The following is a 20,820-nucleotide window of genomic DNA, read 5'->3' as shown; positions in this document are numbered from 1 at the left end:
GGGCGCCCTCAAGAATGGTTCCGGTTGTCCCGAACTCCGCGGTGAAATTCCGTTGGAGAATTTGGTTTCGGAAATGCCCCTCTTTTGAAAATCTGTTCCTTATTTTTTCCGTTGGCATCTGTCATTTTCCAGACCTCACAACATGCCGGGTTTCCGGCCAAGGACGGGATCACAGAAAAATGAAATGGCTCAAGTCACTCATCATTGCCGGAACGCTGCAGGCGCTGGCTGTCGCATCCGGCCATGCCGGCGCAAATCTCGACCAGATCAAGCAGGCGGGCGTCATCAAGGTCGGCACGGAGGGCACCTACGCGCCCTTCACCTATCATGACGCGTCAGGCTCCCTGGTCGGCTTCGACGTCGAGATCGCCAAGGCGATCGGCGACAAGCTCGGCGTCAAGGTCGAGTTCCTCGAAGGTAAGTGGGACGGGCTGATCGCCGGTCTCGACGTCAGCCGCTACGATGCCGTCATCAACGAGGTCGGCATCACCGATGCCCGCAAGGCCAAGTACGACTTCTCGGATCCCTATATCGCGTCCAAGGCGGTGCTGATCGTGCGCGGCGACAACACCGACATCAAGAGCTTCGCCGACCTGAAGGGCAAGAAGTCGGCGCAGTCGCTGACTTCCAATTTCGGCAAGCTGGCCGAGACGAACGGCGCCGAACTCGTCGGCACGGACGGTTTCGACCAGTCGATCCAGCTGCTCCTGACCGGCCGCGCCGACGCAACCATCAACGACAGCCTGTCGTTCCTCGACTTCAAGAAGCACAAGCCCGATGCCAATGTGAAGATCGCCGCGCAGGAGGAGAACGCCGACTATTCCGGCGTCATCGTGCGCAAGGGCGATCCCGAACTGGTCGCCGCCATCAACAAGGCGCTCGCCGACATCAAGGCGGACGGCACATATCAGAAGATCGCCGACACCTATTTCGGCCAGGATGTTTCGAAGTAACTGGCAATACGGACCAGGCGCTGGTCCGGCAATCCCTTGAGCGGCGGGTCGTCTTTGACGGCTCGCCGCTTTTGTCGTGATATGACGCCGGTACTGGCAATATCGATAAAGCTGTCTCGACCGTTCCCGGAGGGTCTTTCGTGCCGCACTGGCTGCAACTGATGCTGGACTCGCTACCCTCCCTTCTATGGGCGGCGCTGATCTTTACCGTGCCGCTGACGCTGTTGTCCTTCGTCCTTGGCCTGACCGTTGGCCTCGGTGCCGCGCTCGGCCGGCTGTTCGGTCCAAGCCCGCTGGTCGCGCTGGTGCGCTTCTATGTCTGGATCTTTCGCGGCACGCCGCTGCTGGTGCAGCTGTTCCTGATCTTCTACGGCTTGCCATCGGTTGGCATCCTGCTCGACGCGTTCACCGCGGCGCTGATCGGCTTCACGCTCAACATCGGCGCCTACACGTCCGAAATCATCCGCGCGGCCATCGGCTCGGTGCCGAAGGGACAGTGGGAGGCCGCTTATTCGATCGGCATGACCTGGAGCCAGGCGATGCGGCGCACGATACTGCCCCAGGCAGGGCGCGTCGCGGTGCCGCCGCTCTCCAACACCTTCATCTCGCTGGTCAAGGATACCTCGCTCGCCGCCGCCATCACGGTGCCGGAGATGTTCCAGGCGGCGCAGCGCATCGTCGCCACCACCTATGAGCCGCTGATCCTCTATGTCGAGGCGGCCATCCTCTATCTGGCCCTGAGTTCGGTGCTGTCGGCCTTGCAGACAAGGCTGGAGGGGCGGCTCAACCGCTATGGCGGCTTCCTGGAGGCGCGTTCATGATCGGCCTCACCAACATCGAAAAGCGCTTCGGCGACAATCTGGTGCTGAAGGGGGTGACGGTCGCCATCGCCGAGGGTAGCGTGACCGCGCTCGTCGGCCCGTCGGGTGGCGGCAAGAGCACGCTGCTGCGCTGCATAAACCTCCTGGAGATCCCGACATCGGGCGCGGTGCGCATCGGCGACGAAACGCTGGAATTCCGCCCCGGTGGCAAGGTGCCGGCCCGGGACATCCAGCGCCTGCGCCTGCAGACCGGCATGGTGTTCCAGAATTTTCAGCTCTTCCCGCATCGCACCGCGATCGAGAATGTCATGGAAGGGCTGGTGACGGTGCTGAAATGGCCTGCCGAGAAGGCGCGGGAGCGTGCGCTGGCGCTGCTGGAGAAAGTCGGCATGGCGCACAAGGCCGATGCCTGGCCGGCGACCTTGTCGGGCGGCCAGCAGCAGCGGGTGGCGATTGCCCGCGCCCTGGCGCCGTCGCCGAAGGTGCTGTTGTGCGACGAACCGACTTCCGCGCTCGACCCGGAATTGGCGCAGGAAGTGGTCGATGTGCTGGGCCAGCTCGCCAGCGAGGGTACGACCATGGTGATGGCCACGCATGATTTGCGTCTCGCCTCCAAGATCGCGCAGGAAGTCGTGTTCCTCGATGCCGGCGTCGTCGTCGAGAAGGGGCCGTCCGCCGTGCTGTTCGGCAATCCGGAGCGCGAGCGGACCAGGCGGTTCATCGCGACGCTGAAGCAGGAAGCGGAGAAGGAAGGCGGGGTCGCGTAGGCAATGACCTTGATAGGTCTGCGCCGCCCCTCATCCGCCTGCCGGCACCTTCTCCCCGTATAGTGACGGGGAGAAGGGAATCTCGCCAGTGAAGGCAACTTATTCTGCAACGCTGGCGATAAGCGAAATCATTGGTGAAGGCGACTTTTCTCCCCGTCCCCATACGGGGAGAAATGCCCGGCAGGGCAATGAGGGGCAGCGCTGACGTTTCCAATGTTGCTCTCAACAAAAAACCCGGCGCGAGGCCGGGTTTTCCATGAATTCAAATCCGAAAGGGGCTCAGGCAGCTTCTTCCTGCTCGGCTTCCTCATTGTCGGCCTTGGCGCCGCGCTTGGGGCCCTTGTTGAGGTTGACCTCGATCAGGCGCACGGCTTCGGTTTCCGACATGCGGTTGACGGCGGCGATCTCGCGGGCCATGCGGTCGAGCGCGGCCTCGTAGAGCTGGCGCTCGGAATAGGACTGCTCCGGCTGGTTGTCGGCGCGGTAGAGGTCGCGCACGACTTCCGAGATCGAGATCAGATCGCCCGAGTTGATCTTGGCATCATATTCCTGGGCGCGGCGCGACCACATGGTGCGCTTGATGCGGGCGCGGCCCTGCACGACCTTCAGGGCGCGTTCGACATAATCCTCTTCCGACAGCTTGCGCATGCCGATGGAGGTTGCCTTGGCGACCGGCACCTTCAGGCGCATCTTGTCCTTCTGGAAGTCGATGACGAACAGTTCCAGCTTGTGCCCGGCCACTTCCTGCTCGTCGATCGAAACGATCTGGCCGACGCCGTGCGCCGGGTAGACGATATACTCGCCGGTCTTGAAACCGTGACGCGCACCGGTGGACTTCTTCTGCGGGGTGGTTGTTGCCATTACGCCCTGAACTCCTTGTTGTGGTACCGGCATCCTGCCGGCCCGAACTCGTGCGATCGGGAACCCGATCGTTAGCCGCACAACTGGTGTACCCACCGGGAAAGGCCGGGACCGGCAAACCGCACGATTGCGACCGCCTGGCCCAGATCGCTCTGGTCCGGATTGGGATTTTCACCTTTCAGTGATTTGGGGCTTCTGCGCCATAAATCGACGTTGTGTCACCGGCATGTTTCATTGGTGTAACACAAAAAGTCGGAAGAATCAAGGTTTTGCTGCATAAGCGAAGGCCACGGCCAAGCGCCGCCTGTCAAGCCGGTTAATGCACCATGCCTCTTACGCAGCGTCATATTGCCTGAACGGCAGCGCTGTCAGTCACCTTCTCCGGGCTCGGCGGAGAAATATTTCTCGAACTTGCCGGCCTCGCCGTCGAAGGTCTTGGCGTCGGCTGGCGGTTCCTTCTTGGCCGTGATGTTGGGCCATTTCTCGGCATATTCGGTGTTGATCTGCAGCCATTTGTCGAGACCGGGCTCGGTGTCCGGCTTGATCGCGTCGGCGGGGCATTCCGGTTCGCAAACGCCGCAGTCGATGCACTCGTCGGGGTGGATGACGAGCATATTCTCGCCCTCATAGAAACAGTCGACCGGACAGACCTCGATGCAATCCATGTATTTGCACTTGATGCAGTTGTCGGTCACGACATAGGTCATCGGTCGGCTCCGGGACGTCCCAGCTTTATTGGGCTTTTTCCGTGAGGTAACGCCTTTATCCGCCGCTTGCAAGGGCGGCTGTGCCCGCCGGCGCCGGCGTTCATGAAATGGAATTTCATGCCGCAAGCCACGGTAGGGGGCCTTTGCCATTCCCGGAATATCTTGTTTGCCGGATTGAGCCCCGGCCCGCGTTCGCCACGGTCGCGCCAAACGTTGCCGGTCGCGGAGCGATGAGCCTCAGTTCTCGTCGAACAGGCGGTCGGTCTGGCGGCGCTCTTTCTTTGTCGGGCGGCCAGAGCCCGCCTCGCGCAGTGCCGGGACCGCATCGGGAAGGGCCTCGCCCTTTGGCGCGGGCGGTGGCGAGATATCCTCGTAGAGGGTGCGGGCTTCCTCCGCAGGGCCGCGCCGCGTGCCGGCGGCGACCACCTTCCAGATGAAGATGCGCTGGTCGAGCGTGATCGTCAGCACGTCTCCGGGCTTGACCAGATCGGAGGCCTGCGCTGCTTTGTCGCGATTGATGCGCACCCGGCCGGCGACCACCAGTTTCGCCGCCAGCGAGCGCGATTTCACCGCGCGCGAAAAGAACAGCCATTTGTCGATGCGCTGGCGGCCTTCCGCGACCATCGAAACGCCGGGCCTAAAGCGTGTCGCGTCTGCGACGCGCTTCTGGCTTTTGTCCGCTTCCGGGCAGCATGCACTACTTCTTCAGCTGGTCGCGCAGGGCGGCGAGCTTGGCGAAGGGCGAGTCCGGATCGAAGCGCGCCGGGCGCTCCTCGCGCGGCTTGGGCTGGAAGGCGGGCTTTCCGCCGCCCTTGCCCCGATCGGGGCCTTTGCCGTCCGGCCTGCCACCCTTCCAGTCCGGGCGGCCCTCGCGGCGATCGGGACGCTCGCCTTGCGGGCGGCCGTCACGGCGCTGTTCGCCTTCGCCCTGCGGCTTGGGCTTGAACTTGGAGCGGTCGAAGCGCGGCTTGCCGGCGCCGTCACGGCGCGCCTCATGAGCGGGGCGTTCGCCGGGGGCGCCCGCCGTCTGTGCGCCACCGGCCTCGGCCGGCGCATTGCTGCGTCCGCGCGCCTGTCCGTTGCGCTGGCGATTGTTGCGGCCTTCATGGTGACGGGGTCGCTGTTCGAAACGGCCCTGGCGCCACAGCAAGATAGGCTTGGGCGCCTCGGCCACTTCACCCTCCCCCTCGTGGGGAGGGTCGGCGCGCAGCGCCGGGGTGGGGGGCGCGGCGGTATCGTCAGCACTGCCTGAATCGTCAGCGCCATCACCCCCACCCGCGTCGCTTCGCGCCGCGACCTCCCCCATCGAGGGGGAGGTGAGGGCGTCGGCGCCTTCGGCGACGGTGACTTCAGCGATCGTTTCCGCCTCTGGCTCGGGAGCAGATTCACTAGCGGCTTCTGCGGCAGCCTGCGTTGCAGGCTCAACTTCGGCCGCAGCTTCCGGCTGCTCTTCCGTGACAGGCTCCGGCGTCTCTTCCGCGATGGCTCCAGCGGGAACGTCGCCGGTGGTCTCCGCGGCAACAGCGCCCGGTTCCGAACCCTCGACTGCCGTCTCGACGACCGCTTCCGATGCAGCGGCTTCGGCTGCCTTGGCCTGCTCGGCGCGTGCGGCCTCTTCGGCCGCGAGTTTGGCCGCCGCGGCTTCGCGCGCGGCGGTGTCCTGCGCCTCGATCCGCGCCTTGACCTCGGCCGCCGGCTTCGGCTCGGCGCGATAGCCCAGGCCTTTCAGGATCTCTTCCATGTCGTCGGCGGTGGCGCCGAGGATCGACATCATCGGCGGCGTCACCATGAAGGACTGGCCGTCATAGGCGCCGTCCGGGCGCTGGCCGAGGCCGGGCTTCCAGTTGGTCGCCGGGCGGATCAGGTCGGCTAGCCGCTCCAGAATGTCGATGCGCACCGCGCGGCGGCCGAGATTGCGGTAGCCAGCAAGCTTGTAGAAGGCCTTGTCGAAGGCCGGATCGATGACGACGGAGGTGCGGCCGGACGCCAGCGCGTGGACGACATCGCCGAAGCCCGGCTTGTCCTTGCCGTCGTTCTTGAGCGCCCACAGCAGCGTCACCAGACCGGCGGGAGCCGGCTTGATCAATGACGGCACGAACACGTGATAGGCGCCAAAGCGCACACCGAGCCGGCGAAGTGCGGCACGACCCTCCTGGTCGAGCGACTTCATCTCCTCGGCTATGTCGCGGCGGTTGATAAGGCCGAAATTCTCAACCAGTTGGAAGGCGATGCCCCGGCCGATGCCCGAGATCTGCTCGGCACCCTTCAAATCGACCAAGGGCTTCAGCAACGACTCGATCTGGAAATTGACGAACCGTTCGGCGCGGACGGCGACCTTATCACGCGCGGGGCCGGTCAACTGTTCGTCGGCGAGCAGCACGAGGCGCGGCTTCAGCGCGTCCTCGCCCGACACCAGCGTGCCGATCGGCGCGCCGATCCAGCGCAAGACGCCATCCGAGCCAAGCGCCAGGTCGCCATTGGGGCAGGCGCCGAAGCGTTCGGCGCGCGCCTCGAATTCGGCGGCGAGCGCCTTTTGCGCGGCGGTGCGCACGGCCTTGGCGTCTTCGCCGCCGGCGGTCTGGTCGGCAGTGAAGCGGAACCCCTGCAATTCGCCGACATGGTGGCCTTCGACAAGGACGGTTCCGGTAGGACTGATTTCGGCTTCAGGCATGGTATTTTCTCTAAGGCGCCGCATGAGGACGGAAGTCCTGCGGTCTACGAAGCGTTTCGTCAACCGTTCATGCAGCGCATCCGACAGTCTGTCTTCGATTTCGCGCGTCTTTTCCTGCCAGTGTGCCTGATCGGCCAGCCAGCCGGGCCGGTTCGACACGAATGTCCAGGTGCGTATCTGCGCAATACGGTGCGACAGCGTGTCGATGTCACCCTCGGTGGTGTCGGCGCGGCGCACCTGCTCGGCCATGTAGTTCTCGTCGACATGGCCGTGGCGGGCAAGGTCCATGTAGATCGAGGCGATGAGATCGGCATGCTGCGCGGGCGCGATCTTGCGGTAGTCCGGCAGCGCGCAAGCCTCCCACAACAGAGCCACGCGTTTGGCATCGGTGGCAAGCGAACGGATTTCTTCGTCGCGCGACAGATATTCGAGCGCCTGGGCATCGACGGCCGGCAACGCGCGGGTCAGTCCCTCGACCGGGGCGTTGGTCTCGATCGAGCGCTTCAGCGCGTCGAGGCTGGTGAAGTCGAACCGGGCGGTGCGCCATTGCAGCACCTTCACCGGGTCGAAGTCGTGGCCTTCGATCTTCTTGACCAGATCCTCGTCGAGCGGATCGACCTGGCCTGTTACGCCGAACGTGCCGTCGCGCAGGTGCCGACCGGCACGCCCCGCGATCTGGCCGAGTTCGGCTGCAGTCAGATTGCGGTACTGATAGCCGTCGAACTTGCGGTTCTGGGCGAAGGCGACATGGTCGAGATCGAGGTTAAGGCCCATGCCGATGGCGTCGGTGGCGACGAGGTAGTCGACATCGCCCGACTGGAAGAGGGCCACCTGCGCGTTGCGGGTGCGGGGCGAGAGGGCGCCGAGCACGACGGCGGCGCCACCTTGCTGGCGGCGGATCAGTTCGGCGATGGCGTAGACCTCGTCGGCCGAGAAGGCGACGATCGCGGTCCGGCGCGGCAGGCGGGTCAATTTCTTGGAACCGGCATAGGCCAAATGCGACAGGCGTGGACGGGTCACCACCGAGACGCCCTTCAGCAGGCGCTGCAGGATGCCGTGCATGGTGGCCGCGCCCAACAGCAGCGTTTCCTGGCGGCCGCGCAGATGCAGGATGCGGTCGGTGAAGATGTGGCCGCGCTCGAGGTCTCCGGCGAGTTGCACCTCGTCGATGGCGACGAAGGCGGCGTCGGTCTCACGCGGCATGGCCTCGACGGTGCAGACCGAATATTTGGCCCCCGGCGGCTGGATCTTCTCCTCGCCGGTGATCAGCGCGACCTTGTGGGCGCCGACCTTCTCACAGACGCGGCCGTAGACCTCGCGTGCCAGAAGCCGCAGCGGCAGCCCGATGACGCCGGTTTCGTGCGCCACCATGCGTTCGATGGCGAGATGGGTCTTGCCGGTGTTGGTCGGTCCCAGCACGGCGGTGACGTCGCGGCCCGACAGGATCAGCGGCTCGGTGTGTTTGGGCTGAATGTTCATCGGCTCGGAAATAAGGCTTCTGGCCTCTTGTTGTCGGGAGCGCGCCCTGGACGGCGTGTGACAGGCGACACATAGGGATTTCGGGCGCGAAGCGAAAGTGGAATGTTCCAGACGGGTCTGAAGGTGGCTTGGTCAATCCGCAAATCAGCCAGCGCTTAACAGTTGGAACGAGTCTGGAACGAATCGGCGACGAATCGCTGACTCCCAAGGATTCAGCTTTTGTTCACGGCTACATATGGATTCTATGACGATGAGTCTCACCACATGCTGAATCGTCGAACTGGCCCGTTTTATGCAGGGCCGCCTGTGCAGTTAACCTTCGCCGGAAAACGACTGGAGCGTGTCATCAGCTGCTCCTCAAGATTATGAAATTGTTAATCTTTTTGAATTGTGCGTTAAGAAATCGGGTCTGATTCAGGCGGGTAACGTTAACATTGCGCTCAAAGCCGGAACGAATCGGCGACAAACCGGCGCCGTCGCCATTTTCTCCTTTTGTTCCGTCAATATGTTGTGTTGCCAACAGCTTATCCACCGACAATCCACAGGCTTGCCCACAGGGTTCTCAAAAGGCGGCGATCACGCCGTTAACCTTTGCGTGCCGGATTGGAGCATAGCGCCGTGGCAAGGTATTCGGTGCGCCTGGTATCAAATGAAAACGGACCAGTTTCCCGGTCCGTTCGTCACAGCCTGAGACCGTTGGCCGTTTCAGGCGAAGTACTGGCCACCATTGGCCGTGAGTGTCGAACCTGTGATGAAGCCGGCTTCTTCCGACGCGAGGAAGACGACGCAGCGCGCGATCTCTTCCGGTTCGCCAAGGCGGCCGACGGGGATCTGCGGCAGGATGCGTTCGTTGAGCACCTTCTCGTCGATCGCCTTGACCATCTCGGTGGCGATGTAGCCGGGGCAGATGACATTGACCGTGATGCCAGCGCGCGCCCCTTCCTGGGCGAGCGCCTTCGAGAAGCCTATGTCGCCGGCCTTGGCAGCGGAATAGTTGACCTGGCCGGCCTGGCCCTTCTGGCCGTTGATCGAGGAAATGGTGATGACGCGGCCGAACTTGCGGTCGCGCATGCCGCCCCACAAGGGGTGTGTCATGTTGAAGACGCCCGACAGGTTGGTGTCGATGACCTCTTTCCACTGCTCGCGCGTCAGTTTGTGGAACATGGCGTCGCGGGTGATGCCGGCGTTGTTGACCAGCACCGCGACCGGGCCGAGATCGGCCTCTACCTGTCTGATGCCGGCGGCGCAGGCGTCATAGTCGGCGACCGACCATTTGTAGACCGGGATGCCCGTCTCCGCCTTGAACTTCGCGGCCGCGTCATCATTGCCTGCATAGTTCGCGGCGACCGAATAACCGGCCTTCTTCAGCGCGATCGAGATGGCGGCGCCGATGCCGCGCGATCCACCGGTGACGATTGCAACCTTGGTCATATGTCCTCCCTTTGGTCGGGATAGGGGATAGGGAGTAGCCAATAGTGAGTAGGGATTTCATCTCCCGCAGCACTGAAGCCATTCTTCCCTATTCGCTACTCCCTAATGACTACTCACTTCTCTTTCAGAGCGCTTCCACGCACATGGCGACGCCCATGCCGCCGCCGATGCAGAGCGTGGCGAGGCCCTTTTTAGCGCCGCGGCGGCGCATCTCGTAAACCAGCGTGTTGAAGACACGGGCGCCGGAAGCGCCGATCGGATGGCCGATGGCGATGGCGCCGCCATTGACGTTGACGATGGAGGGATCCCAGCCCATGCCCTTGTTGACGGCGCAGGCCTGCGCCGCGAAGGCTTCGTTGGCCTCGACAAGGTCGAGATCGCCGACCGACCAGCCGGCCTTTTCCAGGGCGCGCTTGGAGGCCGGGATCGGGCCGGTGCCCATGATCGAGGGATCGACACCAGCGGTTGCCCAGGAGGCGATGCGCGCCAGCGGGGTAATGCCGCGCCTTGTGGCTTCGGCTTCGCTCATCAGCAGTGCGCCGGCCGCGCCGTCATTGATGCCGGAAGCGTTGGCGGCGGTCACCGTGCCGTCCTTGTCGAAAGCGGGCTTCAGCTTGGTCATGGCGTCGAGGGTCGCGCCATGACGGATATATTCATCCTGATCGACAATGGTGTCGCCCTTCTTGCCCTTGATGGTGAAGGCAACGATTTCGTCCTTGAACTTGCCGGCCTTCTGCGCGGCCTCGGCCTTGTTCTGGGACGCCAGCGCGAACTGGTCCTGGTCGTCGCGGGTGATCTGGAACTGGCGGGCGACGTTCTCGGCGGTGTTACCCATGTGGTAGCCGTTGAAGGCGTCCCAGAGTCCGTCCTTGATCATGGTGTCGATCATCTTGTAGTCGCCCATCTTGACGCCGGCGCGAAGATGCTCGGCGTGCGGCGACAGCGACATCGATTCCTGGCCGCCGGCGACGATCACCTTGGCGTCGCCGGTGGCGATCTGCTGCATGCCGAGCGCGATGGCGCGCAGGCCCGAGCCGCAGACCTGGTTGAGGCCCCAGGCGGTGGTTTCGATGGGCAGGCCGGCAAGGATCGAGGCCTGGCGGGCCGGGTTCTGTCCCTGAGCCGCGGTCAGGACCTGGCCGAGGATCACCTCGTCGACCTCGGCGGCCTCGACGCCGGCGCGTGCCAGCAACTCCCTGACGACGACGGCGCCGAGTTCATGCGCCGGCGTGGCGGCAAACGCGCCGTTGAACGAGCCGACGGCGGTGCGCGCGGCGCTGGCAATGACGATGGAAGCGGACATTTTCTTCTCCAGACTTCAAGGGTGTCGTTCGGTCGTTGAGGACTTTTCTTGCCCGTTCCAAACCCCAAGTCAAACCGGAAATCGGCATGGCGCCCATGCACGCCGAGCAGACCGCGCATTGCGATGCCGGCAGGCCGGGCGTTGCTGCGCAGCATATTTTGCCTGCTATGCAGCATTATGTGATCCCGCACTGCACAAACTGCTTGGAATTATGAGGCTTTTGCGCATATCCTCAAAAAGGGCGCAATCGTTACCGGCAGCTTACTCAGGCGCGCCGGTGTCCGGGGAGGATGCAGATGGCCGCAAAAGACGATCCGATCATTATCAAGAAATACGCCAACCGCCGCCTCTACAATACGGGGACGAGCACCTATGTGACGCTCGAGGACCTCGCCGAAATGGTCAAGAAGGGCGAGGAATTCACCGTTCAGGACGCCAAGACCGGCGACGACATCACGCATCCGGTGCTGACCCAGATCATTTTCGAACTGGAGAACAAGGATGGGCAGAACATGTTGCCGATCCCATTCCTGCGCCAGCTGATCGCCTTCTATGGCGACCAGATGCAGATGATCGTGCCGAGCTTTCTCGAACAGTCGATGATCGCCTTCTCCAAGGAGCAGGAGCGGTTTCGTGAGCAGATGAAGGGCGCCATCGGCAAGTCGCCGCTCGATGTCATGAAGATGGCGACGCCGATGAAGGCGCTGGAAGAGCAGACGCGGCGCAACATGGAAATGTTCCAGAATGCGATGCGGCTGTTCACGCCGTTCCCGCCCACGGCCCCGGCGACTGCCGCGCCTCCCGCCGAGCCGGCCCGCAAGGAAGCGCCCGAAAAGCCCGATGATCTGCAGCAGCTGAAGGATCAGATCGCGGCCATGCAGCGCAAGCTCGACACGATGTCGTGACAGCCTAAAGCGCGTCGCGTGAGCGACGCACTTTAGGTCATTGTCTGATGCATGTCGTCGTCGCAAAACCGAGGTCACTTTTGCGCGACATGCATTAGCGATCAGTCGGCGGCAGCAATCCATCATAACGGCCGCGCGGTCTGATGATGTTGCCGCTCATGATCTGTTCGACAATGTGCGCGGCCCAGCCGACGCTGCGTCCTAGAGCGAACAGCTGGAAGGGCGCGTCGCGCGGCAGGCCGAGACCGCGCGTCAGCACGGCGAGTGCGAAATCTATGTTCGGGCGCGCGCCGGTCGCGGCGATGGCGGCGGCCTCCAGCGACTGCAATGTCTCGTCGCTGTTGCCGATTGCCGCCAGAAGCGCCGTGGCCCGGGGGTCGCCCTCGGGGTAGAGCTGATGGCCAAAACCCGGTAAGGGCCGGTCATGGCCGAGCCAACGCCGGATCGCCGCCTCGGCGCCATGCCGCGCCGCATCCTCCGCCAGATGCATCACCGCTTCGCCAGCGCCGCCGTGCCGGGGTCCGGACAATGTCGCCAGGCCAGCCATGAGGCATGCGGCGGGCGAAGCGCCGGTCGAGGCCGCGACGCGCGCCGCGAAGGTCGATGCGTTGAGCTCGTGATCGGCGAGCAGGACCAGAGCGCGGCGGATCGCGTCGGCGACGTCATCACCAACCGACCATCCCCGCGCCAATCGCCGATGCAGCGGATCAGTCCCTGCCGAGGCGCCGAGGGCGCCGACCAGCACGCCGATTGCGCGCGCGGCGTCGGCGCACAGCGAGGCAGCACTTCGTCCAAGCGAAGGCCGTTCCTGACCGGCAAGCATGGCGAGTTGCGCGAAGGCCGAAGCACGGCCGAACTGAAGCGGCGCATCCGGCAACGGCGCTTCGAAACGGGCCGGTTGGGGCATGGCCCAGAGCAGGGCCGCGGTTTCCTCCAGCGTGGCATGCTCGCTGAGTACCGCGGCATCCTGGCCGCGATAGATGAGCTGGCCGTGCCAGACGGTCGAAATCGCTGTGACGATTGACGGCTCGCCCCAGGCAATGGCGCTCTCGGCTATTGCCGAGGGGCTGCGTCCGCGCGCCCGGCGGGTCGCCAGGGCCGCGATGTCATCGGCGCGATATTCGCTGCGGCGCGGATCGGCGTGGTCAGGGCGCATGCCGATGCGGCCACGGCTGACATAGGCATAGAGCGTCTGCGGCCGCACCTTGAGCCGTTCCAGTGCCTCTTCCCGCGACAGCCATTCGGACATTTGGATCCTGATATTGATTCTATTGATCAAGATTGATGCATGTATTGCCTAGCCTTATCTCGACGCTGGAAAAGCTTCAAGGAGACAGATCATGGCGAATGGGCTCGATGATGTGGTGGCGGCGGAAACCGTGCTGTCCGATGTGGACGGCCTGGGCGGACGCCTGACGATCCGCGGCCATTCCCTCCCGGAACTGGCTGGACGGTGGAGCTTTCCTCAAGTGGTGCGCCTTCTGCTCGACGGCTTCTTCGACGATCTTCCTGGTGAAGCCGAATTTGCGGCCCGATTGGGCAAGGCTCGCGTCGCGGTGTTCGAGCGGCTTCAGCCTTCGCTGGCCGTGCTGGCGCCGCTCGAAATCTACAGCGGCATGCGCGCCGGCATGGCCCTGTTGCCCGATGGCGAGACGCTGGCGGATGCGTTGCTGCTGATCGCGGCACCCTCGGTGCTAACGCCCGCCTTGCTGCGCCTGCGGCGCGGCGAGCAGCCGATCGCGCCGGACGGCAAGGTCGAGCATGCCGCCGACATGTTGAGGATGCTCAAGGGGTCCGCCCCGTCGCCGGCCCTGGCAAAGGCACTCGATACCTATCTGGTGACCGTCTGCGATCACGGACTCAACGCCTCGACCTTCGCCACCCGCGTCGTCGCGTCGACACTGGCCGGGCTGACATCGTCGGTGCTGGCCGGGCTTGGCGCGCTGAAGGGGCCGTTGCATGGCGGCGCGCCCGGGCCGGTGATCGAGATGCTCGACGCCATCGCGGCGCATAGCGATGCCGCCGGCTGGCTGCGCGACGAGATCGCGCAAGGCAGGCGCATCATGGGCTTCGGCCACCGCATCTACCGGGTGCGCGACCCGCGCGCCGATGTGCTGAAGGCGGTGGTGCGAAAGCTTGGCGGCGAGGGTGCAGCGGGCCGCCGGCTGGCTTTCGCGGAGACGGTCGAACAAACCGCGCTGGAAGTGCTCCGGATCGCCAAGCCGCAGCGCGCGCTGCAGACCAATGTCGAGTTCTACACCGCGCTCGTGCTGGAGGCGTCTGGTTTTCCGCCACAGGCTTTCAGCAATGTCTTCGCCGCCGGGCGTGTCGCCGGCTGGGTCGCCCATGCGCGCGAGCAGCAGACCACCGGCAGGCTGATCCGCCCGCAATCACGCTATGTCGGACCGGTGCCGGAGCTGGTTGCCTAGAACATCAGGAAGGTCAGGGCGCTCCGGTTGTTGTACACGGATGTTACATCACGGTGTAACTGCGAGGAGATCCCTATGCCTGAAAGAATCACCATGGCCGAGTCATTGCCTGCAACCGCCGTCGTCCGCGTCTCGCGCGCCGGCTTCGACCCGAACCGGTTCGCCGAAGTCGACGCCGCGAGCAAGAAAACCTCGGAATACATAATCCCGGCCATCAGACGGCTGCCGGGGCTCCTACACTTCTATGCGGGCCTCTCGCCGAAGGGCTCGATCGTTCAAGTTAGTGTCTGGGACACCGACGAGCATGCGGCACAGCTGGACCGACTGAAGGAGATGGTCGTCGACGGTCGTAGAGATATGGAGGCGGTCGGCGTGACGTTCACCCCGATCTTCAACTACCCGATCGACTGGACCTGGACGGTCTGATCCGAGGCTCCTAGCGCGGCTCAGCGTTTCACGGGATCGCCGAACCGCTCTAAGCCTTTGTTTTTACGCAATTCCCAAGGGGAAGCGCTTCGCGCTTCTCCGGGGAAAACCGCTACGCACTTTTCCTGGAATTGCTCAAGCCTGTTTCGGTTGACGCAGCCCGCTTCGACGCGGGCTTTTCTTTACGATCGAAATTTCATGTGATCACGCGACGGTGTTCGTGTTCTTGCCTTGGTCCGTCCCTATATGCTGCACTGCAACATAGATCGCCGGCAGCTGCATCTTTCAATGACGTTGGGGCAGGCCGGCGCATCAGGATGACAGGAACGCCATGACCAAGAACGGCAAGGCGGAGGAAAAGAAGAAGATCAACATCGCGCTTCAGGGAGGCGGCTCGCATGGCGCCTTCTCCTGGGGCGTGCTCGACCGCCTGCTGGAGGATGGCAGGCTGGAGATCGCCGCGGTGTCCGGCACCAGCGCCGGCGCCATGAACGCGGTGGCGCTGGCCGATGGGTTCATGCGCGGCGGCGTCGACGGCGCGCGGCGGAAGCTGGAGGATTTCTGGCGCGCCGTGGCGGCGAAAGGCCGGTTCAGCCCGGTGCAGCGCATGCCTTGGGATGTCGCCTGGGGCAACTGGTCGATCGAGAACACGCCGGGCTACGTCTTCTTCGACACCATGTCGCGGGTGTTCTCGCCCTATGTCGCCAACCCGCTCGGGCTCAATCCGCTGCGCGACGTGGTCCAGCAGCAGATCGATTTCGGCAATGTCCGCGCCTGCAAGTCGATGGAACTGTTCATCTCCGCCACCAATGTCGAGACAGGGCAGTTGCGTGTGTTCTCCGATGGCGAGATCGACCTCGACACGGTGATGGCCTCGGCCTGCCTGCCGCAGCTCTTCCGCGCCGTCGAGATCAAGGGCGTGCCCTACTGGGACGGAGGCTATGGCGGCAATCCGGCGCTCTATCCGTTCTTCAAGACGGCGGCGACCGAGGATGTTCTCCTGGTGCAGATCAACCCGGTGGTGCGCGAAGGCACGCCCAGAAGCGCCAACGAGATCCAGAACCGCATCGACGAGATCACCTTCAACGCGGGACTGCTGCGCGAATTCCGCTCGATCGCCTTCGTCAAGGAACTGATCGCCGCCGGCCGCCTGCCGCGCGGCGAATATCGCGACATCCGCATGCACCGTATCGATGCCGACGAGGCGTTCAAGGATCTGTCGGCGTCGTCGAAGGTGAATGCCGAATGGGCTTTCCTGAGCTATCTCAGGGATCTTGGCCGCACCGCCGCCAGCGATTGGCTGGAAGAGAATTACGATGCCGTCGGCAAGCGGCCGACGCTTGATCTCTCCGGCGAGCTCGATGACGGCTTCAAGCCGGTGCGCGGTCCCGCACCCGGTCGGCGGGTGAAGGAATTCCTCGCCGTACGCAAGAATCCGGAAGCCGAGCGCCGCCGGGCCTGAGCCCGCCGGCGCCCGCTGTCATTGCATGGCGATCAGGCGTCGGCGACGTCCTTCTCGGCCTTGGCGGGGGCTGCAGGCTTTGCAGCAGGGGCGTCGGTTCCCAGTTTCGAACCGGCCAGCAGGCCCTTCGACTTCGCGAACTCGGCGCCGGACATCTTTGCTCCGGCCTCGGTGCGCACCTTGAAGATTTCCAGATTGCCACCCTGGACGGTGACCTGCAGGCTCTTCTCGCCGACCCAGCTGATTTCGCCCGGCTTGCCGACCACGTCGGCGAACTTGCGCGCCACGTGCTTCCTGACCTCGAACAGGCGGATTTTCTCGCCATCCACCGTCGTCCAGGCGCCGGGCGCCGGATCGCAGCCGCGAATGAGGTTGTGGATGGTGTCGATATGGCTGTTCCAGTTGATCTTCGCCTCGGCGTCCTTGCACCAGCCTTCATAACTCGCCTGGGATTCGTCCTGGGCGATTTCCTGGTGCCTGCCGGAGACGACGAGATCGGCGGCATCGAGCATGGCCTGGACACCGAGCGGGAAAAGCCGGTCGAAATAGACCGTGGCGAGAGTGTCTTCCGGACCGATGCCAACCGTCACCTGCAACAGCACCGGACCCTCGTCGAGGCCGTCGGTCGGACGGAAAATGGTCAGGCCGGTCTGGCTGTCGCCCTTGATCAGCGGCCAGTTGATCGAGCTCGGGCCCCGGTATTTCGGCAGCAGCGAGGGGTGATACTGGATGGTGCCGTGCTTGGGAATGTTGACGAAGGTCTGCGGGGCGAACTGCAGGACATAGGCCATCACAGCCAGCTCAACATCGAGTTCGCGCAGCGCGGTCTCGGCGGCCTCGCCCTTGAGGCTCGGCAACTGGAACAGTTTCAGCCCGCGTTCCTCGGCGGCAAGGCGAAGCGGATCCGGCCTGGAGCCGGGCTTTTCGGGGGCACAGAAGACGCCGGCGATTTCATCGCCACGGGCGAGGAAGGCCTCAAGCACACTTTTGCCGAAGGCCTGCTGTCCGATGATTGCAAGACGCATGATCCGATATCCTGTTGCTGGGCAAAGTTTCGCCGTGCCCTCGTCGACCGGTGGCCGCGAAGGTTGGGCTGGTTGGGGAATAGGAAGGTTCAGGCCGGCGGGCGTATCACTTGCCGGTCTGGATCCAGACGACCTTCTGTTCGGTGAAGTTCTCGATGGCGGCGTCGCCGTGTTCGCGGCCGAAGCCGGAATCGCGTGACCCGCCCCAGGGCAGGCGGATGTCGGTCGGGCCATAGGTATTGACCCAGACCGTGCCTGCCTTCAGCTCCCGGGCGAAGCGGTGGACGCGTCCGATATCGCTGCTCCAGACGCCGGCCGCCAGGCTGTAGACGGTGCCGTTGGCGAGGCGCAGCGCATCCGCCTCGTCGGTGAACTTGATGACGGTCGCGACTGGCCCGAAGATCTCTTCCTGCGAGATGCGCATCTGGTGCTCGACATCGGCGAACACGGTCGGCTTGACGAAGTAGCCGACATCGCCATGGCGGCTGCCGCCGGTGACCACCGTGGCGCCTTCCTTGCGGCCGATCTCGATATAGTCGAGCACGCGCTTCATCTGCACTTCGGAGACAAGCGGGCCCATCGCCGTCGAGGTCTCCTGCGGATTGCCGATGCGGGTGGATTCGGCACGCGCGGCGAGGCGTTGGACGACCTCGTCATAGACCGATTCATGGGCGAGAATGCGCGAGCCGGCCGAGCAGACCTGCCCGGTGTTGAAGAAGATGCCGGAGCCGGCCGCCTTGACCGCGGCGTCGAGGTCAGCGTCGGGGAAGATGATGTTGGCGGACTTGCCGCCGAGTTCCAGCGTGACCCGCTTCAGATTCCCGGAAGCGCCTTGCAGGATCTGGCGGCCGACGACCGGCGAGCCGGTGAAGGTGATCTTGTCCACATCGGGGTGATCGACCAGCGCCTGGCCGGCGACCTTGCCGAAGCCGGGAACGACATTGAGGACGCCCGCGGGGAAACCGGCTTCCAGGGCAAGTTCGCCGATCTTGAGGGCCGTCAGCGGCGTGATCTCGGCTGGCTTCAGCACGACGGTGCAGCCGCAGGCGAGCGCCGGCGCGATCTTCCACATGCCGATCATCAGCGGGAAGTTCCACGGGATGATCGCGGCCACGACGCCCAGCGGTTCGCGCACCGTGTAGGTCAAGGCATCGGTGCGGGCCGGGATGACCTGGCCGTTTATCTTGTCGGCCATGCCTGCGTAATAGGTCAGCGTGTCGATGACCGCGGGTAGGTCCTGGCGGCGGATGGCCGAAACCGGCTTGCCGGAATCGATGCTCTCCAGACTGACCAGTTCGTCCTCGTCCCTGCGGATCAGCTCGGCGAGCTTGAGCATCAACTGGCCGCGATCGGCGGCGCGCATGCGCTTCCATGGCCCTTCGAACGCAGCCCGCGCCGAGCGCACGGCGGCGTCGATGTCGTCGGCACCCGCCTCGGCGACCTTGGCGATCACTTCGCCCGTGGCAGGGTTCACCGTGTCGAAGGTGCGGCCGGACAAGGCGGACACGCGCCGCCCGTCGATCAGGAGATTGTGCGTCTGGTCGGAAGCGCGGGTGAGCATGTGAGTGTTTCCCATATATGAACCAAAATGCATATCTGGCGGATACTGCCACGACGTGCGCTGTCGCAACGGAACGTACGTTCGCGGCAAATCATTGGGAATATGATATTTATTGCCTATGATAACAGGCAGAGATATGAAGAATGGTTCCTATCTGAGGCTGATCGTAGATATGATTGTGAGTTCATATTTATGATCCGATGCGAGCCCCTTCCCGGGAGGAGACGGTTGTGATCCAGATCGAAATCGATCCGGTATGGCGCTTCCGGCGGCGCGAGGACGCGCAGTCGTTGCAGATCATGCTGGATTTCCTCGCCGAGATACGGGCGACGGGAAAGATCACGTCCGCAGCCGACAAGGCGCGCATCTCCTATCGGCACGCCTGGAACCTCATCGAGAAATGGTCCGAGTTCTTCAACATGCCGCTGGTGGTGCGCAAGCAGGGCAGCGGCACCAGTCTGACGCCGTTCGGCGACAAACTGGTCTGGGCCGGGCAGCGGCTGGAGGCGCGGCTGCGGCCCTTGCTGCAGAATCTGTCGCAGGAACTCGAGACCGAGATCAACCAGATGCTGCCGCACGGCCCGCTGGTTCTGCGGGTCCATGCCAGCCACGGTTTCGCGGTGCCGAAACTGCGCGAGATACTCAGCCGCGAGCCCGATATCGGCGTCGACTTCCGCTATATCAGCAACCAGAACTCGCTGGCCTCGCTTGCCCATGACGGCTGCGACCTCGCCGGCCTGCATCTGCCGCAGGGCGAGTTGCGCAAACGGGCGATCGCCGCCAGCAAGGGCTGGCTGACGCCGAGCATGCACCGCGTCATCAGCTTCGTGACCCGTGAAATGGGCCTCATGGTCAGGCGCGGCAATCCGCTCGGCATCACCTCGCTGGAGCGCCTGCTTGATCCGTCGATCCGCTTCGTCAACCGCGATCCGGATTCCGGCACCCGATTGCTGTTCGAGCAATTGCTGGCGCAGCACGGGCTCGATGGCACGCGCATCAACGGCTATGAGCATTCCGAGTTCACCCATGCCGCGGTCGCCGCCTATGTCGCCAGCGACCTGGCCGACGTGGCCTTCGGCGTGGAGGCCGCGGCGCGGCAGTTCGGGCTCGATTTCGTGCGGGTGCTGACGGAAGATTATTTCTTCGTCTGCAAGAAGCAGATACTGGAGGTCGAAGCCGTGCAGAGGGTGCTGTCGATCATGCGCGGCGAGGAATTCCATGCCGCCATATCGCAACTGCCAGGCTACCGCGTGAAGGATGCCGGATCGATCAAGACCATCGGCGAGGTGTTCCGGAAATCGGAATGGGCTTAGGGCCGCCCGCCGAGGTGACAACCTTGGCGTGTGCGGAATGTTTCATCATGCTGACGCCTGCTGCCACCGATGTGCTGAAGTATACGGTGCGGTACTGCCGCAAGTCGACTGCTTAAGCTTTGACGCTGATCCGGTGGATGGGGCGAAGCTCGGGCCGGGTTTAGAGGCTGGCGTCGTCGCCACTGTCCTTCCGTAGAACGGCGGCAGGGCCTATTCCCGATGTGCCGGAGCCGCGTGCGTCGGCGCTCCAAACGCTTGTTGCCCTGTCGAATAATTGGTCCGGATCAACATTGAGCAGCGTGGTCCCCAAGCTGATTTATAAGCAGTTCCAATGTGTTGGTTTTGATCATGCAAGCTGGCGCCTGATTTCTCCGGCTAACCGAAACCGAATTGGTGTGTCGGCCAGACCCGCGTCCGGGTCGGAAACTCGGCACGGCGCGGCGGCCGTCTCTCCGACCGCCTCGCGCGGTCTTCCGGCGATGGCGGATCGGCCGTTCGCGCTTGATCCTTCTGCGCAGATTGTGAACCGGCCGCGAGGCCGCTGTACTGGTATTTTAGCAGATCGAGAACAGTTTCGTGACGGCCACACCTTGGCCGGCTACGCAATGCTGATGCAACTTTCGGACTATATTGCGATCCAACTTTGATGTAGAAGCGCGCTCGCCCATCACGGCAATTTGAACACGGTCATGCGCGCACCCATATC

General features: G+C 63.8%; 19 protein-coding genes. 9 read left to right on the top strand and 10 right to left on the bottom strand.

The genetic code is table 11. The annotated features are described in order from the left end of the window. Window positions 1-179: 179 nt before the first annotated feature. From FFS37_RS10550 to FFS37_RS10540, 3 genes are all read left to right on the top strand, one after another. Window positions 180-953 (top strand): amino acid ABC transporter substrate-binding protein, encoded by a 774-nt coding sequence (locus tag FFS37_RS10550; RefSeq protein ID WP_137930872.1) that lies wholly within the window; start codon window positions 180-182, stop codon window positions 951-953. 140 nt (window positions 954-1,093) lie between these two features. After that, window positions 1,094-1,774, top strand: coding sequence for an amino acid ABC transporter permease (locus tag FFS37_RS10545; RefSeq protein ID WP_137930871.1), 681 nt, complete (start codon window positions 1,094-1,096; stop codon window positions 1,772-1,774). Beyond that, on the top strand, window positions 1,771-2,541 hold the full coding sequence (locus FFS37_RS10540) for an amino acid ABC transporter ATP-binding protein (RefSeq protein WP_137930870.1): 771 nt from the start codon (window positions 1,771-1,773) through the stop codon (window positions 2,539-2,541). The genes FFS37_RS10545 and FFS37_RS10540 overlap by 4 nt, the downstream gene beginning before the upstream one ends. A gap of 279 nt (window positions 2,542-2,820) precedes the next feature. On the opposite strand, the gene FFS37_RS10530 is transcribed toward FFS37_RS10540, so the two are convergent. From FFS37_RS10530 to FFS37_RS10500, 7 genes are all read right to left on the bottom strand, one after another. After that, window positions 2,821-3,402, bottom strand: a complete 582-nt coding sequence (locus FFS37_RS10530) for a CarD family transcriptional regulator (protein ID WP_137930869.1) — start codon at window positions 3,400-3,402, stop codon at window positions 2,821-2,823. A 368-nt stretch (window positions 3,403-3,770) separates the two neighbouring features. Further along, window positions 3,771-4,109 (bottom strand): ferredoxin FdxA, encoded by a 339-nt coding sequence (gene fdxA, locus FFS37_RS10525; protein ID WP_008873823.1) that lies wholly within the window; start codon window positions 4,107-4,109, stop codon window positions 3,771-3,773. A 237-nt stretch (window positions 4,110-4,346) separates the two neighbouring features. Beyond that, a complete protein-coding gene (locus FFS37_RS10520) occupies window positions 4,347-4,733 on the bottom strand; it encodes an RNA-binding S4 domain-containing protein (protein ID WP_137930868.1) in 387 nt (128 codons plus the stop codon). Between the two features lie 73 nt (window positions 4,734-4,806). Next, a complete protein-coding gene (locus FFS37_RS10515) occupies window positions 4,807-8,259 on the bottom strand; it encodes a helicase-related protein (protein WP_137930867.1) in 3,453 nt (1,150 codons plus the stop codon). Between the two features lie 346 nt (window positions 8,260-8,605). Then, entirely contained in the window at window positions 8,606-8,791 is a 186-nt protein-coding gene (locus FFS37_RS10510; protein ID WP_137930866.1) for a hypothetical protein, read from the bottom strand. Between the two features lie 173 nt (window positions 8,792-8,964). Further along, a complete protein-coding gene (gene phbB, locus FFS37_RS10505) occupies window positions 8,965-9,690 on the bottom strand; it encodes an acetoacetyl-CoA reductase (RefSeq protein ID WP_137930865.1) in 726 nt (241 codons plus the stop codon). A 124-nt stretch (window positions 9,691-9,814) separates the two neighbouring features. Then, window positions 9,815-10,993 carry an acetyl-CoA C-acetyltransferase gene (locus FFS37_RS10500; protein WP_137930864.1) on the bottom strand — a complete coding sequence of 393 codons (1,179 nt, stop codon included), beginning with the start codon at window positions 10,991-10,993 and terminating at the stop codon, window positions 9,815-9,817. A 296-nt stretch (window positions 10,994-11,289) separates the two neighbouring features. Between FFS37_RS10500 and phaR the strand changes: the two genes are divergently transcribed. Next, window positions 11,290-11,898 carry a polyhydroxyalkanoate synthesis repressor PhaR gene (gene phaR / locus FFS37_RS10495; protein ID WP_137930863.1) on the top strand — a complete coding sequence of 203 codons (609 nt, stop codon included), beginning with the start codon at window positions 11,290-11,292 and terminating at the stop codon, window positions 11,896-11,898. A 94-nt stretch (window positions 11,899-11,992) separates the two neighbouring features. On the opposite strand, the gene FFS37_RS10490 is transcribed toward phaR, so the two are convergent. Beyond that, on the bottom strand, window positions 11,993-13,147 hold the full coding sequence (locus FFS37_RS10490; protein WP_137930862.1) for a citrate synthase: 1,155 nt from the start codon (window positions 13,145-13,147) through the stop codon (window positions 11,993-11,995). A gap of 91 nt (window positions 13,148-13,238) precedes the next feature. Between FFS37_RS10490 and FFS37_RS10485 the strand changes: the two genes are divergently transcribed. From FFS37_RS10485 to FFS37_RS10475, 3 genes are all read left to right on the top strand, one after another. Then, window positions 13,239-14,327 (top strand): citrate synthase/methylcitrate synthase, encoded by a 1,089-nt coding sequence (locus tag FFS37_RS10485; RefSeq protein ID WP_137930861.1) that lies wholly within the window; start codon window positions 13,239-13,241, stop codon window positions 14,325-14,327. 75 nt (window positions 14,328-14,402) lie between these two features. Next, window positions 14,403-14,753 (top strand): hypothetical protein, encoded by a 351-nt coding sequence (locus FFS37_RS10480; RefSeq protein WP_137930860.1) that lies wholly within the window; start codon window positions 14,403-14,405, stop codon window positions 14,751-14,753. A 331-nt stretch (window positions 14,754-15,084) separates the two neighbouring features. Continuing rightward, entirely contained in the window at window positions 15,085-16,215 is a 1,131-nt protein-coding gene (locus FFS37_RS10475) for a patatin-like phospholipase family protein (RefSeq protein ID WP_137930859.1), read from the top strand. Window positions 16,216-16,247: 32 nt separating this feature from the next. Here the strand turns inward: FFS37_RS10475 and FFS37_RS10470 are convergent, their stop codons facing one another. Continuing rightward, window positions 16,248-17,240, bottom strand: coding sequence for a methionyl-tRNA formyltransferase (locus FFS37_RS10470; RefSeq protein WP_137930858.1), 993 nt, complete (start codon window positions 17,238-17,240; stop codon window positions 16,248-16,250). Between the two features lie 106 nt (window positions 17,241-17,346). Beyond that, a complete protein-coding gene (locus FFS37_RS10465) occupies window positions 17,347-18,801 on the bottom strand; it encodes an aldehyde dehydrogenase family protein (RefSeq protein WP_137930857.1) in 1,455 nt (484 codons plus the stop codon). 230 nt (window positions 18,802-19,031) lie between these two features. Between FFS37_RS10465 and FFS37_RS10460 the strand changes: the two genes are divergently transcribed. Both FFS37_RS10460 and FFS37_RS10455 read left to right on the top strand, forming a co-directional pair. Next, complete coding sequence (locus FFS37_RS10460; protein ID WP_137930856.1) at window positions 19,032-20,114, top strand: substrate-binding domain-containing protein; 1,083 nt, start codon at window positions 19,032-19,034, stop codon at window positions 20,112-20,114. A gap of 290 nt (window positions 20,115-20,404) precedes the next feature. Beyond that, window positions 20,405-20,761: a hypothetical protein gene (locus FFS37_RS10455; protein WP_137930855.1), complete on the top strand. Its 357-nt coding sequence runs from the start codon at window positions 20,405-20,407 to the stop codon at window positions 20,759-20,761. The last annotated feature ends 59 nt before the right edge of the window (window positions 20,762-20,820 follow it).

Origin of the sequence: Mesorhizobium comanense (genome assembly GCF_005503535.1) — a bacterium.
Classification (GTDB): Bacteria; Pseudomonadota; Alphaproteobacteria; order Rhizobiales; family Rhizobiaceae; genus Mesorhizobium; species Mesorhizobium comanense.
The sequence above is the reverse complement of the archived record's forward strand: the minus strand, read 5'-3'. Positions and strand labels throughout refer to the sequence as shown.